Raw genomic sequence first — 18,744 nt, forward strand, 5'->3', positions numbered from 1 at the left:
TCATAATAATAATATGAACAATAATAATAAGAAGAATATTGATAATAAGAATAATGTTAATAATATTATTAACATTATAAATAATAATCATATAGTTATCCACAATAAAATCAATGGTTATCCACATTTATCCACAACTTATGCACAATCTTGTGTACAACTTGTTCATAACAAAAATAAGGTGAAGCAGGAATGATCCTTGCTCCACCTTATTAATCATTTTATATATTTAAACTGACGCATAGTGACAAGCGGCAAAATGCCCCTTTCTCACTTCAAGAAGCGCAGGCTCATCTACCTTACATTTGTTTGTCGCAATTGGACAACGTGTGTGGAATTGACAGCCTGATGGCGGATTGATTGGACTAGGCAAATCACCTGTCAATACAATACGCTCGCGTGTAGCTTCAATTTCTGGATCTGGAATTGGAATAGCTGATAACAGAGCCCTTGTGTAAGGATGAGCAGGGCTTGCATACAGCTCGCTGCTCTCTGCAAGCTCAACAATTTTACCAAGGTACATAACCGCTACACGATCGCTTATATGTTTAACCATCGACAAATCATGAGCGATAAACAAGTAAGTCAAACCCATCTTGCGCTGCAGATCCATCATTAAGTTTACTACTTGCGCTTGAATAGATACATCGAGCGCTGAGATCGGCTCATCCGCAATGATGAATCGCGGATCAACGGCAAGCGCACGCGCAATACCAATACGCTGTCTTTGACCTCCAGAGAACTCATGCGGATACCTTGTTGCATGATCGGGATTAAGACCAACGACATCAAGCAGACTCTCAACTCTGTGCTTACGTTCTTTCCTGCTTGCAACAAGCTTGTGAATATCAAGCGCTTCTCCAATGATGTCCATAACCGTCATACGCGGGTTTAATGATGCATATGGATCTTGGAATATCATTTGCATATCACGGCGAAGATCCTTTAGCTTAGAGCCCTTCAACTTATAAATATCTTGCCCGTCGAAGTTAACACCGCCGCTAGTTGGTTCATAAAGTCGCATAATAGTTCGACCAGCTGTTGACTTTCCGCAACCGGATTCGCCAACTACGCCGACAGTTTCTCCTTTTTTGATGGAGAAGGTTATATCATTAACGGCATGGAGCGTCGCTCCTCCGCCTAAATTAAAAGATTTACGCAAATTATTAATTTCAATTAATGGCGTACTCATACTGACACCTCCCGATTTGCATAAGGATGTGCTAGCCAGCATGCCGACTCATGATCCTCATTGCCGTCCACTGGAAGTAATTCAGGATCATTATCCACGCACACTCTCATTGCATAATCGCAACGAGCGCAGAAGCTGCAGCCTGCAGGAGGTTTAATCAAATCTGGTGGCATACCGTAAATCGGCACCAATGGCTCATCCTTCTTCTGATCAAGACGAGGAAGAGAACGCAGCAATCCTTTTGTATAAGGATGCTTAGGGTTTTTGAAAATCTCCCATTTTGTCCCTGTTTCCACAACTTTACCGGCATACATAACGATAACGCGGTCACACATATCTGCTACAACGCCTAAATCATGCGTAATAAGAATAATAGAAGTACCCATTTTTTGCTGCAAATCTTTCATAACTCGCATAATTTGCGCCTGAATCGTTACGTCTAGCGCCGTTGTCGGCTCATCCGCAATAAGAAGCGAAGGATTACATGCAAGTGCGATGGCAATCATCGCCCGTTGACGCATGCCTCCCGAGAACTGATGCGGATACTGATTAACCCGCGAAGCAGCGTTTGGAATGCCTACAAGATCGAGCATTTCAATCGCTCGTTCCGTCGCTTTCGCGCCACTTATCCCTTGATGCTTGATTAGCCCTTCCGTAATTTGACGGCCAATCGTTAGCGTAGGGTTTAGAGAGGTCATTGGATCTTGAAAGATCATGCCCATCTCTTTGCCGCGAATGTCCTCCATCTGACTTTTGGACATGTTCAATATTTCTTTACCTTTAAACATAATTGATCCTTTAGTATCGGCCGGAGGCGATGGAATCAAACGCATGAGCGATTGTGCGGTTACACTCTTGCCGCAACCGGACTCCCCAACAATGGCTACTGCCTCGCCTTTGTTGACGTGAAAATTCACACCGCGAACCGCTTTAACGATACCGCCTCGAACTTTGAAATTAACACGAAGGTCTTTTACTTCAAGTAACTTCTCCATCATTGACCACCTCCTACTTCTTCATTTTCGGATCAAGCGCATCTCTCAGACCATCGCCAAAAATATTAAAGCAAAGCATCGTAATGCTTATAACGGCTGCTGGGAAAATCATTCTCCATGGATACAGCGTCCATGCCTTTATTGCATCATTTATAAGCGTACCCAAAGAAGCCGCTGGGGATTGAACCCCTAGACCCAAGAAGCTTAGAAATGCTTCAGCGAAGATCGCGCTTGGTACAGTCAGGGTCAACGTTACGATAATTGGACCCATTGCATTAGGGATAAGATGTCTGAACAGAATACGTCCTGTGCCTGCGCCGAGCGCTTGGGCTGCCAAGACATACTCTTGATTTTTGAGCTGCATAATTTGGCCGCGTACAATCCAGGCCATACTGATCCAGCCGGTTATACTAAGCGCAAGAACGATCGTGAACATGCTTGGATTGAGTATAACGATAAGAAGAATAATGATAAGCATATTTGGAATCGAGTATAGAATTTCGCAAATACGATTCAATATTTCATCCACGCGTCCACCGAAATAACCCATAATTCCGCCAATAATGACACCGAGAACTAAATCAGCAAGAGCCGCATAAATACCAACCTGCAGTGATATGCCTGCTCCCATCCAAGTTCTTGTAAACAAATCTCGACCGAGATCATCCGTACCAAACCAATAAGTAGAGTTTGGTCCTAGATTCTTCTCCTTGAGATGATTGGTTTGAAAATCCTGTTCTGAAATAATAGGTCCAAAAATCGCCATCAGGGAGACGATCAATAGAATAACTAAGCTGAACATCGCTATTTTGTTAGAGCGTAGACGCAGCCAAGCATCTTTCCATGCGGATATGCTCTCGCGCACAACAACTTCGGTGTGCTTCTCATCTTTGCTCAGCTTTGCGAATTGATCAGGCGTAAAGTTGTTATCCTTCATCATTTCCCCCCTCCTCTTGACAGCTTAATGCGCGGATCGACTAAACCATAAGCGATATCAGTCAAGAACCGAGCAACCATAAGAATTATTCCGTAAAATAAAGTAAGCCCCATGATGAGCGTATAGTCGCGGTTAGTAATACTTTGAACAAAATATTTACCGATTCCACCAATACCAAATATTTGTTCGACTACGACGGAACCTGTAATAATATTCGCAGTCATCGGCCCGATATAAGTGACAACAGGCAAAATAGCATTGCGCAGCGCATGACGCACCAAGATAATACGGCCGCTCAAACCTTTCGCGCGAGCGGTCTTAATATAATCAGCAGACAATACTTCCAGCATGGTTGAGCGTGTCAGACGAGCAATGAATGCCGCCGGTAGAAAGGAAAGTGCAAGCACAGGCATAATGAAATCTGTCGGGTCATTCAGACCGGATACATTGAGCCAGCGCAGCTTGCTTCCTAGAACATACTGCAACATAGATGCAGCTAGGAAATTGGGGATCGATACCCCAAGAACGGCAATAATAATCGTCGCGCTATCCAACCATTTGCGGTGATTAAGTGCAGCGACAATACCTAAGATAAGACCAATTGCCAGTGATACTATAACTGCAAAAAGTCCAATTTGAGCAGAATAAATAAAGCTGTCCTTGATAATGCGAGATACGGACATATATTGCTGTTTCATCGACATCCCTAAGTCGCCATGAAGCAAATTGTTTAGATACATGAGATACTGCTTCAACAACGGCTGGTCCAGGCCGTACATTGCAAAGAGCTGCTCTTTTATTTTTTCGGGAATCGCTTTTTCCCTAATGAACGGGTCGCCCGGAATAATCTTCATGAGAAAGAAAGTAGCCGACGCAAGAATAAACAATGAAGCAATCATGGACAGAAACTTCTTGGATACATATTTTATCAACGCAATGGACACCTCCTTACAGAATATAAACAAGAAGTAATGCTTTAGTGTTAAAGTCTGAATCTGTCAACAAGAAAGGGATATATGCGGACACCCCGCATATATCCCTAGCTTCAGGTGCAAGAAGGGCGACTATTCCGCTTCGTAATAACCTCTTGTGTAGTCAACGTCGCCTTTGTAGTCAGAGAAAATGTTCTTGAATCCAGGTTTAAGCATGTACACGTTGCTGTAGTAGTAGATCGGCATGATCGGCATATATTCCATAAGGATTTTCTCAGCCTCAGTCATAGCTGCCATACGCTCTTTTTGATCTCCGCTTGTATTTGCTTTTTTGATCAAAGCATCATATTCAGCAGATGCAAAGCCAGTATTATTTTGACCGCCGCCAGTCACAAACATATCCAAGTAAGTCATTGGATCGTTATAATCTGCTCCCCAGCCAGCGCGAGAAATGTCATAGTTCATTGATGAACGGTTTTCCAATAGAACTGGGAACTCTTGGTTCTCGATACCAACCTCAATACCAAGATTTATACGCCACATTTCAACAATTGCTTCAGCAATTTTCTTATGTCCATCACTTGTGTTGAAAGTTAGTGTAACTTTAGGGAACTTATCAAGCTTAAGCTCAGATAGTCCTTCAGCTAGCAATTTCTTAGCTGCCTCCACATCTTCAGTGAAGAAATCATCTTTCACTTCTGTACGGTAATCTACCTTCTCACCAATGATGCCTGGTGGAACGAAACCGAATGATGGAACCTCGCCAGCCATCGTTACGCTCTCAACGATTGCTTGACGGTCAATAGCCATCGCAAGTGCTTTACGAACTTTCACATTGTTGAAAGGAGCTTTCTCCGTATTGAACTGGTAGTAGTACGAGCTTGCAATACCTTTTGTATAGAACTCATCCTTCTTCGATTCTTTTAGAACCGGGATTTGTTCAGCTGGAATTTCACCTGTTGGTTTACCTGTGTAGTCAAGTTTATCAGTCTCATAGTTCGCAAGCTCAGTTGCAGAATCAGAGATCATTGAAAATTCAACAGCAGAAAACTTCACTTGGTCTTTATCATAGTAGTTATCGTTCGGAACGAGCTTGATTGACGTATTGTGCTGCCATTCGCTCATTTTGAAAGGACCGTTACCGATGATTGTTTTCGCATCAGCTGCCCAAGCGGCATTGTCCTTCACCGATTGATGAACAGGATTGTACACGGAGAACGATGTTAGGCTCAAGAAATAAGGAGTAGGCGCATTAAGCTTAACTTCAAGCGTTTGAGCATCCAGCGCTTTAACACCTACGCCATCAGCATTGTCCACTTTACTTTCGTTATAATCTTGTGCGCCAACGATGTAGTAAAATTGGTACGCATAAGTTGAACCTACATTAGGATCAATTGCGCGTTTCCAAGAAAATTCATAGTCATTTGCTGTAACCGGGTCACCATTGCTCCATTTTGCATCCTTGCGGATTGTAAATGTATAGGTTTTGCCATCTTCCGATTTTACCCATTTTTCTGCAGTAGCCGGAATGGACTCGCCATTCTCGTTTTTACGTGTCAAACCTTCGTAAATTCCAGTTGCCAAAGTACCCGACACATTGTCTTCCATCAGTGCAGGATCAAGAGTAGACGGCTCAGAGTGAATATTCATACGGAATGGTTTCGCTTCGGATGTCTCGCCGGAAGTTCCTCCGTTTGTATTGCCGTTGTTGCCCGCTTCTGGTTTCGGCGTACAACCTACAGCGACAATAGCAAGAATGAGTAAAGCAGCAATAAATGATAAAGCAGACTTTCTTGTTCTCATTGTAATCCTCCCGTTTTTTTCTCTACTGTGTTCAACTTGGGTAAAATCGTTCAACGCACGCGCTTCGTTTACAAACATTTGCATCAAAAACTAGTTTGTCCAATGCAAATATACGTATCCTCTTGAGCAGCGCTGAATACCATCCCCATTTAAACAATGAGATAAATGTTTTATAATATTTTTCACTATACAACCATGTTAATTATTTATCAAGAATATGTAAGCTGTAAATTTTTGTTTCAATATACTTTTATACACTTTTCTTTAGCGCATTAACGCGTTTATTCAATTAATTAATCTGTTGCTTTAATGCTTCACAGCGTTTATTCGATTAATTATGATGTTAATTTTTAAAATTATTATTTTGCCAGTTAATATTTAACAAATTTAGGTCTTAATTTATAAATTACGATTTAAAACATATATTCTTTTATATTCCATTTAAATCCATCATATATCGTTTTCAAGCGGTATATTTCATGAAAATACTGCATATCCACTTCAATCATAGCAAAAACCTCTGATTTTATTCATTAATTATTTTCTGGAAAAATAGATGTAACGCCCTTCACTTTTACTATTAAATACAACCTCATTACATCTGAATCACTTATACATTTATTATTCCTGTACAAATTTTCATAAAAAATAGTTGTACACGATTAAAACAGCAAAAAAGACCTAACGGCGCATATGCACCGTGTAGGTCCTAATTTAAAGTAATAAATATTTGAAATTAGTAAGTCATACCTGGATAAAGCGGATATTGCGCCGTAAGATCACGAACCATACCACGAGCTTTAGCAAGCACATCTTGATCTTGCGGGCTGTTAAGCACGAGTGTAATAACTTCAGCAATAACCTTCATTGCGCTCTCTTCCATGCCGCGAGCGGTTGCTGCTGGTGTACCAATACGAATACCAGAAGTAACGAACGGACTAGTTGGATCGAATGGAATCGCATTTTTGTTAACGGTAATGCCTACTTCATCAAGAACATGCTCAGCAGCTTTGCCTGTAATGTTCAGACTGCGTGTATCAAGCAGCATCAAGTGGTTGTCTGTACCGCCGGAAACGATGTTGAAACCTTTTGCAACAAGCTCTTCGGAAAGGACTTTCGCATTTTTGACCACTTGTGTTGCATATTGTTTGAATTCAGGTTTAAGCGCTTCGCCGAAAGCAACAGCTTTCGCAGCAATAATATGCATCAATGGACCACCTTGTGAACCAGGGAAAACAGCTTTATCGATAGCTGCAGCCCAAGGTTGACGACAAAGGATCATACCGCCGCGAGGACCGCGAAGGGTTTTGTGTGTTGTCGTTGTTACGAAATGTGCATGCGGCACTGGGCTCGGATGAAGGCCAGCTGCAACTAAACCAGCGATATGAGCCATATCAACCATGAACAATGCGCCAACATCAGTAGCGATTTTGCCAAGCTTCTCGAAATCGATAGTACGCGGATATGCACTTGCGCCTGCCACGATTAAACGAGGACGGTGTTTGAAAGCAAGCTTGCGAACTTCTTCGTAATCGATTGTGAAGGAATCCTCTTGTACGCCATAAGCCACGAAGTTGTAAAGCAAGCCGGATGCATTAACAGGGCTGCCGTGAGTCAAGTGACCGCCATGTGCGAGGTTCATACCTAGAACCGTGTCGCCAGGCTTCAAAGCTGCAAGGTAAACTGCCATGTTCGCTTGTGCGCCGGAGTGAGGCTGCACGTTCGCATGTTCAGCACCGAATAGCTCTTTCGCACGGTTACGAGCGATATCTTCAACGATATCCACATGCTCACAGCCGCCGTAGAAACGTTTGCTTGGGTAACCTTCTGCATATTTGTTCGTTAGTACGCTGCCCATTGCTTCTAATACTGCTTCACTAACAATGTTCTCGGATGCGATAAGCTCGATATTATCACGCTGACGCGTAAGCTCGAGTCCTAATGCTTTCAATACTTCTGGGTCTTGTTTGCGCAAATTTTCCATGATCAAATTCCTCCTCAAATTAGACAGCCTATATTATTAAATGGTTTATAAAATAAAATCATCATGGCTCATCACGCAGCTATTCGCATGCTCCAGTCGATTGCTCTGCCGTAATACTCGTGTCCTGCTCGTATACTGCGCGGGAACCGCCGATTAATTTCGGTCTTGTAACGGCCATCGTAACATGGGCTTCCCCAATCTCACGGATGGACGGACGAACTGGAACAGCTACGCGCTTCAGATGCATGCCAATGAAACTATCACCGATATCGATGCCTGCATGTGCTTGTACCGTTTCCACCAAACAAGGCTCCTTCAGCTGACGATAGGCGTATGCCGCCATGGATCCGCCTGCTTTCGGCACAGGAATTGCACCAACAATTTCGAAGCCCCATCGCTGTGCAACAGCTAGATCAATTACAAGCGCGCGATTCAAATGCTCGCAGCACTGATAAACTGGAATGAAACCTACCTCGCGTCGAACAGCTTCCACGCCTGCGTAAATCTGTGCAGCCGTCTCCATCGTTCCTGCAGTCCCAATGCGGTGACCGAGCACCTCACTAGTACTTACACCGATTACAAGCAGCTGACTCATAACAAGCCCGCCTGCCGACACCAGCTCTCGAACAATGACTTCTACCTGCTCTGCAATGACTCCAAGCTGTACGTTTTCGTTTACGCTCATTGCGATGGCCCCCTAATTAGGACTGGCTGCTGTACTTTTCTTCAATTTGTTTCACTTTATTTACTCGACCGACATGACGCTCCCCGTTCGAGAACGGTGTTTCCAGCCATATACGAACGATTTCCAAAGCCATTCCAGGACCAACAACACGTTCCCCAAGCGCCAAAACATTCGTATCGTTATGCTCCCGTGTTGCTTTGGCTGAGAACATATCATTCACGAGTGCACAACGGATACCGCGTACTTTATTAGCTGCAATCGACATACCAATTCCAGTTCCGCAAATTAGAATACCGCGCTCTGCTTTGCCGCTCGTAACAAGGTCGCATACGGGCAATGCATAGTCTGGATAATCAACCGATTGGTCACAGTTGCAACCAACATCTTCAATTTCATGACCAAGCGATTGAAGATAAGGTACAACCTCGTCCTTCAAACGGTAGCCTGCATGATCGGCACCAATAGCAATTTTCAACGTAAAAGACCTCCTTAGAAATGAAACATCACAGTGCTAGTATACCTATTTTTGCTCAAAAAGACGAAAAAAGAGCAAGACATGCTAATTAGCATGCTGCTCTTTGCCCAGGCGACCGGCCGTATATTCCGATGCTCCACCGTGGTTACCCACTTCCGTCGCCAGTTACATCGGAAACCGTATATTGTCAGTTTATTATAACTGAGACATCTTCAAAAATCAATCCATACTAGCTTAACCCGCTAAAGCTTTCCTCGGGAGATTCATCTTACGTTACGCAGTATTATTTTTTGGTCAGCTTATCCAGCAGCTTCACAAGCGCATCCTCAATTTCATTGGCGCTGCTATTGTAAATTGCGAGCGAACCGCCAAAAGGATCTCCAATATCGAAGCTTGGTATTCTGCGCTCCAGCTCAAGCAAACGTCTTCTTTCTTCCCCAGTCAGCTGCTGACCAAGCGCTTGCTTCATATGGAGCTCTGAATACAACTGCTCCAGCTCCTCAATATCAGCGAGCACACGAGCATCCAGATTCGCATATTCCTTTAACGTATAAACTTTATCGACTGCCTCAGGGTGCCATTGCAGCAGCCCGCGCTTATGGTTGACTGTCATAGTCAAAATAATGTCAGCCCAGCCAACTGCCTCGCTTGTCAGTGCAAGCGAGGTGCTCTTGTGTTCAATATCCCGTTGTTTAAGTGTTTCCACTGCTTGAGCTGACACCGGCAGACCATCGATGGTGGAAATGCCTGCGGAACGAACAGCGACGGTAATCCCTCTCAAAGCAGCCATCCGGCGCAGCATTGCTTCTGCCATCGGCGAGCGGCATGTATTGCCGGTACAAACAAATAAAATACGTTTCACACTGCCCACTCCTTTTGCATTCTATTACAAGCTCTTTATCGATTAAAAAATAAACAAGATGCCGAATACGAACAATATCCCTCCGCCAATAGCCTCTCCATACTCACCAAGTTGGCCGCTCACCTTACGACCAAGCATTAAGCCAAATATAGACATTAGCCCGCCGAGCAGACCAATAAGCAGTACCGTCATCCACATGTTAGCTGCGAACATACCGAGCGTAATTCCTACCGAGAAGGAGTCGATGCTGACACTAAGAGAAAGGACGAGCAAACCCCATAAAGATTTATGATCAAAGGATTGCACCTCTTCCCCGCGCAGTGAGCTATAAATCATATGTCCTCCGAGCAGCACCAGTAAGATCCCTGCCGCAGTCGTGGCAACATCTCCGAGGAGGGCACCAACGTATTGCCCTGTAAAAATGCCTGCCAGCGGCATCAGAATATGGAACAACGCAATCACAACGCCCAGCTTCAAAACATCCCTCAGCCGAATGCCTTTGAGACCAATGCCAAGCCCCAGAGAAAATGCGTCTAGACTGAGTGCCACCGCAATAATGAGCAGCGTCAAAAACTGTCCAGCCTGCAATTGTGCTTCTACCACAGTCTATCTCCTCCATGTCCGCCTGTTTTCTTTACCAAACATATGCGGACATGAGGACAAACATACTACAGCTGCATCAAGCTAATTTATTATTAAAAGTATGATTCTAAAACAATTGCACAATTTCCACCTATACACGAGTTATTCGGTTACCTGCCGCTTTAACAAGTCTATTCATTAGCGCTGCGCCAATGCCCATCTCATCGCAGCCCTCTGCCCAAATGCGCTGCACACCAGCTCCGTCAAAATTACGCAATGCTGCATACAGCTGATGCGCGGCTTCGCCAAGCTCCGCTTCACTTCCTAAGGTCAATACGAGGTCTGCTTCATATCGCTGCAGCCTCTCTTCAAAGGCAAGCACACCCGTTATCTCACCGCGCGCCCTCGCGTCTGCCGCCTGTTCTTGAATGTAAGCTACGACAGCTTCAGAGTCTCCCTGTACAAGCTCGAGCTCACCCTGCGGTGCATAATGCGTATATTTCATGCCCGGAGAACGCGGAGCTGTCTCTGGTTCTTCTACCGAACCGCTCTCGATTATCGCAGAGGGTACAGCTGCCCGCAGCGCTTCAAGTGTAATTCCGCCTGGTCGCAAAATACGGATACCATGCTCGCCATTGAGCTCAATTACAGTCGATTCCAAACCGACACCCGTCGCGCCGTCATCCACAAGACCATCGATGCGCCCATCTAAATCCTCGAGTACATGCTCGGCGAGCGTAGGGCTTGGTCTTCCTGACCGATTTGCACTCGGCGCAGCAACCGGACACGCTGACAACTCAAGCAATGCAAGCGCCGTTCTATGATCCGGAATCCGAATACCCACGGTAGATAGCCCTGCGGTCACGAGCGGCGAGAGCACATGATCACGAACCGGCAGCACAATGGTAAGCGGTCCCGGCCAAAAATGGTCCATAAGCGCCGAGGCCAGCGCTGGATACGGCAGCACTAGCTCATCTAGTTGCTTTCGATCAGCAATATGCACAATTAAGGGGTTGTCCGATGGACGCCCCTTTGCAGTGAAAATTCGTTCGACTGCCGCTGTACATCTTGCATCTGCTCCAAGCCCATAAACAGTCTCTGTCGGGAAAGCAATCAGGCCGCCTTCTCTTAAATGATTCGCAGCTTCCGAAATCTCCCTATGCAGTTGATTATCATGAGCCTGCTTCACGTGCCATACGTTTGTTATCGTCATCTCTATCCTTCAATCCTTGCTTCAAAATGAAATGGTCTAGTCTTTCGCTTATTATAGCATAAGCGTCCATAAACGAGCAGAAACGACAGCTGCGTCTTCACCATTCAAGGCGCAGCTCTCGTTTCTTATGAAAACAATGATTTAATCCAATCGATGAAAGATTTGATCATTTCCCAAAGAAAAAACTTTGCTTCCGGCGCTTCTCCTTGTATTGGTGCGTCAGCAGGAACAGTTTCCAGCGAGGCTGTCTTCACTGTCGAAGCATCTGCGGCAACGGCTTCAGTCTCAGCTTTAGGCGCTGCCAATGCCTCTCCGCTTACAGCGTCAATGAAGCACAGCGGCGGAAACAACACGCACCACCAGTTTTGACCAGCACCTTCACCAAGCGTAATACGAAGTGCTTCATACTCGCCAGCCGGGTAAACTTCATTACCGTACATTTTTGTTGGGAATGGAACCATGCCAAGCTCTGCTGAAAACTCATAATCAAAACCACGGCTCTCCAGTACCTTTGCTGTAATACGTTCAATCTCTGGCATATTAGCGATAATCGTCTGGCGTGCTTCCTCAATCGTTTGAGGACCTGTCACCCAGCTGTTCATCGCTTTAACGATTTCATCCCGAACAAGACGCTTCACGACTTGATCAGCAGGATTATCGGAGTTGGCTAATATACGAAGGCGAATCGCTTCCTGCGGAATTTGCCCGCCTGCGACCGCAGCATCCATTTGCTGAGCTTCCCAGCTCATAATGAGAACGATAATTGCAAAAATAATAAAGCCATATGATTTGCGATAAGCAAGCTTATTTGAATTACTCGAATGAGAAGAAGTAGACTTAGAAATATTAGAATAGGAATGAATAGAATAATGGCTGGACATATAACACAAGCTCCTCTCGTCGCACCCGTCAGTGCGTCTGCTTGCGTTCCGGAACGTATCTATCCGTCATTATGTCCGACAAACGGATTATATAAACCTAGCAATCTATCTATTTTTTTATCATCTCTCGTACGAGCTATTAGTAAACTATGAACATGGAAATAATAAGGAGAGGAGATGCTAAATGGATTTTGAAAAAACCTATTCTTCTTATAAACCGCTGCTCCATTCGATTGCATATCGGATGCTAGGCACGTTTAGCGAGGCTGAAGATTTAGTACAAGATGTACTTGCAGATTACAGTCTTCTAGACGGCAGTGAGATCCAGAATGAAAAAGCTTATCTTGTACGAATGATCACGAATCGTTCTATCAATCTCAGCCAATCAGCACGTAAAAGAAAAGAGATTTATATTGGTCACTGGCTCCCCGAGCCAGATGTCAGCACTTCCAAGCAAGACCCCGCAGAGCTTTACTTGGAGCATGAAACCATTTCCTATGCGCTGCTAGTTATGCTTGAACAGCTTACAGCCGTGGAGCGTGCTGTGTTCATTCTTAGAGAATCCTTGCAGTATGATTACGAGGATATCGCTTCCTGTTTGCATAAAACAGCGGCCAACTGCCGAAAAATATACAGCCGAGCCAAGGAGAAGCTCCAGGCAGAACGGACACAGCTGCCTATAAATCAGACCAAAGCTGAGCCGCTTGCAGCTGCCTTTATGGAGGCTGCTGCCTCTGGAAATTTCAATAAGTTAATATCCATGCTCACGGAAGAAGCAATTCTTATATCTGATGGGGGAGGCAAGGTGCGTGCGGCTATCTTCGCTATTATAAGCAGAGAGCGCGTTATTGCCTTTTTGAAAGGCGTTATACCAAAAAGTTTTATGGGAGATGGTCACCGATTCGCCGTCGTTAACGGGCAAGTCGGTGTCATTGTTATGAAGGCCGGTGCTCCAAGAAGTGTGATCAGCTTTCAGCTAGATGCTTCAGGGCAGAAGTTAGAGCGGATATTTGTAATGTTGAACCCTGACAAGCTGAAGCATGTTCAGGTTGATTAACAGATCAAATAAAAAATCAAATCTTTTGACCGCTGTCACAACCGAGGACTCTGCTTTGTCTTAGATGATGAGAACAAACCATACAAAATGCAGAGGAGAATGAATACCATGACCGAAAGAGTCCTTATTGCCAAACAAATTCCCGCCGCCTATCAAGCTATGAGTGGGCTGGAGAAATACCTGGGCACTACAAGCATCAACAAGCAGCTGCAGGAATTAATTAAAATTCGCGCATCGCAAATAAACGGATGCGCGTACTGCATCAACATGCATACGAAGGACGCCAGAAGCCTAGGAGAAACCGAGCAGCGAATCTATGCTCTGAGCGCTTGGCGGGATACCCCATACTTTACGAAGGAGGAGCGAGCAGTACTTGCCTTGACGGAATGTGTCACAGTGATCACGAAGGAGCATGTGCCTGATGCCGTGTATGAAGAGGTTGCTCGTTATTTCGACAGCATTCAAATCGGAGAAATCATTATGGCTATCGTAACGATTAATGCATGGAACCGCATTGCGATAAGCACGAACATGATGCCAGAGTAAGGTTAGCGGGTAAAGCAGTGCTCGGCGGTGGGACAGGGTTAGAGTCGAGGCTAATGTGTGGCTTGTGCAGTCGAGGCATTAATCAACATTCGAGACTAGGCTACAGTGTAGTTTGTGCAGTCGTGACACTTCTCAACATTCGAGACTAGGCTACAGTGTAGTTTGTGCAAACGAGTAACTTTTCAGCATTCGAGACCAAGCTACAGTGTAGTTAGTGCAGTCGAGACACTAATCAACATTCGAGACTAGGTTACAGTGTAGTGTGTGCAGTCGAGACACTTCTCAACATTCGATACATGGGCTACAGTGTAGTTTGTACAATAGAATTGTCCTTTTTCGCCCCGTTATCCACTCAGCAACCTGATTCTATTGTACTTTCTGCAATGTAGCCCGTATTGGGGCTGTCATGTCAGGTTTCTATTGTAGTTAATACAATAGGCTGCTGCTCATTCCACTGTTTGCGGGGAATTCACAGGGCAGATAGAGTGTATTCAAGCATCCTGATTTAGACGAGGCAGACACTCTCCCCCCAATAAGAGCCATAACAAAAAAATAATGCCTCGGAGATAAAACACCGAGGCATTCTTTTTATTTGTCCTTGCGCGACGCAATGACATGACGCTCAATTCCAGCGTAATCGCTGATAATGCGAATGTCATCCCAATGCGACATGCCGCGCAGCATGTCTGCTACAATGCGAGGCTGACCTATGCCGAGCTCGAAAGCGACGATGCGAGGCATCTGCGCGAGCAGCGGAAGCTGTTCCAGCATGCGGCGGTACGGTATCAACCCGTCCGGCCCACCTTCCAGCGCGAGATGCGGCTCAAAGTCACGGACTTCGCGCTGCAGCCCTTGCATATCCGCCGCCGGTATGTACGGCGGATTGGATACGAGCACGTCGATGCGAAGCTCGTCGTGCTGCAGCTCACTCTGCTCATGCCCATGTATAAATGGCATGAGCAGGTCGCCCTGCACGAACTTCATCCGATCCGCCGCTTCATGGCGGATCGCGTTCGTGCGGGCGACTGCCAGCGCGTCCGGCGATAGGTCGGACGCGCATACGCGCCATGCGGGACGCTGCGAAGCTAGCGTTACGGCGATGGCGCCGCTGCCTGTGCCGACGTCGATGATCGTCGGCGTCTGTGCATCCCCTGCAATCAGCGCAGGGGGCCAGATAAGATCCGCCGCCTCAAGCACCGCCTCGACGAGCAGCTCCGTCTCGGGACGCGGAATGAGTACTGCCGGCGTAACCGTAAACGGCTTGCCATAAAACCATCCCTCGCCGATGATATATTGAACCGGTTCCGCTGCTGCTTTGCGGCGTATGAGCCCTTCCCATTCCGCTAACCGCTCAGAAGGAAACGGCTCCATGCCATCGCGAAGCAGCGCAGCCCGGTCCAAATGAAGCAGATGCATGAGCAGCATCTCTACATTGTTGCGAGGCTCCTCCACTGCTTCCGACTGCAGGATCGCGGTCGCCTGCACAGAAGCTTGCCGCAGCGTTAACGGCTCAACAAACCATTGCTCCTCCGTATGCTTGCTCATTCCGTATCGCCCTCTCTATTTAAAAACTAATTCTCCATCCGAATACCGCATTCCGACAAAAACAACTGCTGCTAATCTACTTGCAACACGATATTAGAGCCGAAAATCGTATTGACAGTAGATTGGGAGCACGCTGGGTAGGTTGGTATAGGGCGCCGGGAACAGAAAAGCAGAGTATGCTTTATTGCATAGTTAGCAAGCTCTCAATCACTATTCTCTATATCGAGTTTCACTTACATCGAACACTGCATATCAATGCCAACTTTCCGCACCGCGCGCGGTGCCATCGCGGCACGCGGTGCTCGGTCACGCGTCGGCGGTCAAACTAGCCTAAACCCTTTCACCAAACGGCCTCTGGCGGCATTCTCTGCCCCAAACCGAACAAAACGCCGGACCACTGTTTGCTTATTATAAGCAAACAGCAGCCCAGCGCAAAGGGTTAAGCCATTTCACGTTCCATAAGATCAGCTTGCTCAGCAATCGTCAGGGACGCAATAACTTCTGTTAGATCCCCGTTCATAACAGCATCCAGCTTATGCAGCGTCAATCCGATACGGTGATCGGTTACACGGCTTTGCGGGAAGTTGTACGTACGAATACGTTCACTGCGATCTCCCGTACCAACCTTGCTCTTACGCTCGCCTGCATATTTTGCTTCTTCCTCTTGGCGACGAACGTCGGAAATACGTGCACGAAGAACCGCAAGTGCCTTCGCCTTGTTCTCATTCTGCGATTTGCCATCCTGACAAGTAGCCATGATGCCTGTTGGAACGTGCAATACACGTACCGCAGATTTCGTCGTATTAACCGATTGTCCGCCTGCACCGCTGGAACAGAATGTATCAATTCGAATATCCTTGTCGAAAATTTCAATCTCTACATCTTCAACCTCAGGCATAACCGCTACCGTAGAAGTCGATGTATGAATACGTCCGCCGGATTCCGTTACTGGGATACGCTGCACGCGATGTGCACCGCTTTCGAATTTCATCTTGCTGTAAGCGCCTTTGCCGTTGATCATAAAGATAACCTCTTTGAATCCGCCAACGTCATTCTCGCTGAAGTCCATAAGCTCTACACGCCAGCCTTGTGCATCTGCAAACTTCGTATACATACGATAAAGCTCATATGCGAACAAAGCTGCTTCATCGCCGCCAGCAGCACCGCGAATTTCAACGATAACGTTCTTATCATCATTCGGGTCCTTCGGCAATAGTACGACACGAATGGTCTCATCAAGCTCAGCTTGACGCTTGCTCAATTCGTCGATTTCCATTTTAACCATTTCACGCATTTCGTCATCGAGTTTCTCAGCCTGCATCAACTTAGCATCGTTCAGCTGCTCGGTAACTTGTTTATATTCCGTAAAGGCATCATATGCCTCTTGTAAATCTGACTGCTCCTTGGAAAGCTCTCTAAGCCGCTTGGGATCACTGGATACATCCGGATCACACAATAGCTCACTCAGCTTCTCATACCGGTCTGCGAGTGCTTGTAAACGGTCAAACACGATCATTCACCTCTGTTTATTCCATTAGGATAATGTTCATTATACCATATTAACGAATTTCTATCGACTGCTGGTTTCGATTTACAGCCAGCTAATCATGCCCAATTTCAGTTTCAGCAACCGTTCTATTCTTCATATGCTAAGCAGAAACCAATGGTTACCGGGCATTAAGACCACAAGCAAACTGCAAGAAAGCCCCGCAAGCGCAATAATGCACTTACAGGGCTCTATTATTCCCCTATTATTTACACGTTAAAACGGAAATGGATAACATCGCCGTCACGTACGACGTATTCTTTACCTTCAAGGCGAACTTGACCCTTCTCACGAGCCGCTACCATCGAACCAGCAGCTGCAAGATCAGTAAAGGAAACAACCTCAGCACGAATGAATCCGCGTTCGAAGTCCGTATGAATAACGCCAGCCGCTTGCGGCGCTTTCGTTCCGCTGCGAATCGTCCATGCGCGAACCTCTTGTACGCCAGCTGTGAAATACGTGTACAAACCAAGCAGCTTGTAAGCAGCACTGATTAGACGGTTCAAGCCAGACTCCGACATGCCAAGCTCCTCAAGGAACATTTCTTTGTCTTCGCCTTCAAGCTCAGCAATCTCCGCTTCAACCTTCGCGCTGATCGGCACAACTTCTGCGCCTTCTGCAGCCGCGAATTCGCGTACCTTTTGCACATACTCATTGCCTTCAGAATCCGAAACCTCTTCCTCGCTTACGTTAGCGGCATACAATACCGTCTTCATCGTCAGCAAATGCAGATCACGAACAAGAAGCTTCTCATCATCGCTCAGCTCTAAACTGCGCGCAGGCATATCGTTGTACAACGCTTCCTTGATGCGTTCAAGCACTTCGATTTCTTGAGCAACCTTTTTGTCTCCACCTTTAAGGTTTTTACGAGAGCGTTCAATCTTCTTATCTACGGAGTCAATATCCGCCAAAATAAGCTCCAAATTGATCGTTTGGATATCGCTGATCGGATCTACTTTACCCGATACATGCGTAATATTCTCATCTTGGAAGCAGCGAACCACATGAACGATTGCGTCTACCTCACGGATATGCGCCAAAAACTTATTGCCTAGGCCTTCGCCCTTGCTCGCACCCGCAACCAAACCGGCAATATCAACAAATTCAAATGCCGTTGGCACAATGCTCTTAGGAACGACAAGCTCAACCAGCTTGTTCAAACGCTCATCCGGCACCTCAACCACGCCGACGTTAGGATCTATTGTACAAAAAGGATAGTTGGCAGATTCTGCCCCTGCTTGTGTAATTGCGTTAAACAATGTTGATTTGCCTACGTTTGGCAAACCGACGATTCCAGCTTTCAATGCCATGCTATAAGACACCCCTATTTTCCCGAAAGTAAACAACTCCAGCTATTATACCCCAGCGTCACCTACATTGAAAGTGCCATCCTTCAAGCACAAACGGCATTTACCGACTTCAATGACAATTGATCGCTTTTCACTAAAAAATAACAAAGCGGATTTATATACATCCTTACCGATTATTTAGCCATTTTTAGAACAAATA

Annotated in this window: 17 protein-coding genes and 1 riboswitch; of the genes, 2 read left to right on the top strand and 15 right to left on the bottom strand. The window is 45.9% G+C overall.

Translation table 11 applies throughout. The annotated features are described in order from the left end of the window. Window positions 1–229: 229 nt before the first annotated feature. The 12 genes from AC0YN6_RS15600 to spoIIR form a co-directional block, all read right to left on the bottom strand. Window positions 230–1,192, bottom strand: a complete 963-nt coding sequence (locus AC0YN6_RS15600; RefSeq protein WP_475747937.1) for an ABC transporter ATP-binding protein — start codon at window positions 1,190–1,192, stop codon at window positions 230–232. After that, window positions 1,189–2,187 (bottom strand): ABC transporter ATP-binding protein, encoded by a 999-nt coding sequence (locus AC0YN6_RS15605; protein ID WP_475748115.1) that lies wholly within the window; start codon window positions 2,185–2,187, stop codon window positions 1,189–1,191. Before AC0YN6_RS15605 ends, AC0YN6_RS15600 begins: the two co-directional genes overlap by 4 nt. A gap of 13 nt (window positions 2,188–2,200) precedes the next feature. Beyond that, on the bottom strand, window positions 2,201–3,127 hold the full coding sequence (locus tag AC0YN6_RS15610; RefSeq protein ID WP_475747939.1) for an ABC transporter permease: 927 nt from the start codon (window positions 3,125–3,127) through the stop codon (window positions 2,201–2,203). Beyond that, window positions 3,124–4,056 (bottom strand): ABC transporter permease, encoded by a 933-nt coding sequence (locus tag AC0YN6_RS15615; protein ID WP_475747941.1) that lies wholly within the window; start codon window positions 4,054–4,056, stop codon window positions 3,124–3,126. Before AC0YN6_RS15615 ends, AC0YN6_RS15610 begins: the two co-directional genes overlap by 4 nt. A 132-nt stretch (window positions 4,057–4,188) precedes the next feature. Beyond that, complete coding sequence (locus AC0YN6_RS15620) at window positions 4,189–5,859, bottom strand: peptide ABC transporter substrate-binding protein (RefSeq protein ID WP_475747943.1); 1,671 nt, start codon at window positions 5,857–5,859, stop codon at window positions 4,189–4,191. A 736-nt stretch (window positions 5,860–6,595) separates the two neighbouring features. Further along, a complete protein-coding gene (locus tag AC0YN6_RS15625) occupies window positions 6,596–7,843 on the bottom strand; it encodes a serine hydroxymethyltransferase (protein ID WP_475747945.1) in 1,248 nt (415 codons plus the stop codon). 79 nt (window positions 7,844–7,922) lie between these two features. Further along, entirely contained in the window at window positions 7,923–8,528 is a 606-nt protein-coding gene (locus AC0YN6_RS15630; RefSeq protein ID WP_475747946.1) for a TIGR01440 family protein, read from the bottom strand. Between the two features lie 16 nt (window positions 8,529–8,544). Then, window positions 8,545–9,003, bottom strand: a complete 459-nt coding sequence (gene rpiB / locus AC0YN6_RS15635; protein WP_475747947.1) for a ribose 5-phosphate isomerase B — start codon at window positions 9,001–9,003, stop codon at window positions 8,545–8,547. Window positions 9,004–9,101: 98 nt separating this feature from the next. Continuing rightward, a riboswitch (ZMP/ZTP riboswitch) is annotated at window positions 9,102–9,182 on the bottom strand. Between the two features lie 104 nt (window positions 9,183–9,286). Continuing rightward, a complete protein-coding gene (locus tag AC0YN6_RS15640; RefSeq protein ID WP_475747948.1) occupies window positions 9,287–9,865 on the bottom strand; it encodes a low molecular weight protein arginine phosphatase in 579 nt (192 codons plus the stop codon). Window positions 9,866–9,907: 42 nt separating this feature from the next. After that, window positions 9,908–10,468 carry a manganese efflux pump MntP gene (locus tag AC0YN6_RS15645; RefSeq protein ID WP_475747949.1) on the bottom strand — a complete coding sequence of 187 codons (561 nt, stop codon included), beginning with the start codon at window positions 10,466–10,468 and terminating at the stop codon, window positions 9,908–9,910. Window positions 10,469–10,598: 130 nt separating this feature from the next. Next, entirely contained in the window at window positions 10,599–11,660 is a 1,062-nt protein-coding gene (locus tag AC0YN6_RS15650; RefSeq protein WP_475747951.1) for an L-threonylcarbamoyladenylate synthase, read from the bottom strand. Window positions 11,661–11,785: 125 nt separating this feature from the next. Continuing rightward, a complete protein-coding gene (gene spoIIR, locus AC0YN6_RS15655; protein ID WP_475747952.1) occupies window positions 11,786–12,541 on the bottom strand; it encodes a stage II sporulation protein R in 756 nt (251 codons plus the stop codon). A gap of 184 nt (window positions 12,542–12,725) precedes the next feature. On the opposite strand from spoIIR, the gene AC0YN6_RS15660 reads away from it, so the two are divergent. Beyond that, complete coding sequence (locus tag AC0YN6_RS15660; protein WP_475747953.1) at window positions 12,726–13,598, top strand: RNA polymerase sigma-70 factor; 873 nt, start codon at window positions 12,726–12,728, stop codon at window positions 13,596–13,598. Window positions 13,599–13,706: 108 nt separating this feature from the next. Continuing rightward, entirely contained in the window at window positions 13,707–14,144 is a 438-nt protein-coding gene (locus tag AC0YN6_RS15665; protein WP_475747954.1) for a carboxymuconolactone decarboxylase family protein, read from the top strand. 588 nt (window positions 14,145–14,732) lie between these two features. Here AC0YN6_RS15665 and prmC read toward each other — a convergent pair. The 3 genes from prmC to ychF form a co-directional block, all read right to left on the bottom strand. Continuing rightward, window positions 14,733–15,689: a peptide chain release factor N(5)-glutamine methyltransferase gene (gene prmC / locus AC0YN6_RS15670; RefSeq protein ID WP_475747955.1), complete on the bottom strand. Its 957-nt coding sequence runs from the start codon at window positions 15,687–15,689 to the stop codon at window positions 14,733–14,735. Window positions 15,690–16,128: 439 nt separating this feature from the next. Continuing rightward, window positions 16,129–17,199 (bottom strand): peptide chain release factor 1, encoded by a 1,071-nt coding sequence (gene prfA, locus AC0YN6_RS15675; protein WP_475747957.1) that lies wholly within the window; start codon window positions 17,197–17,199, stop codon window positions 16,129–16,131. A 245-nt stretch (window positions 17,200–17,444) separates the two neighbouring features. Continuing rightward, window positions 17,445–18,545 carry a redox-regulated ATPase YchF gene (gene ychF, locus AC0YN6_RS15680; protein WP_475747959.1) on the bottom strand — a complete coding sequence of 367 codons (1,101 nt, stop codon included), beginning with the start codon at window positions 18,543–18,545 and terminating at the stop codon, window positions 17,445–17,447. Window positions 18,546–18,744: the final 199 nt, after the last annotated feature.

This window comes from Paenibacillus sp. J22P15, from assembly GCF_056269345.1.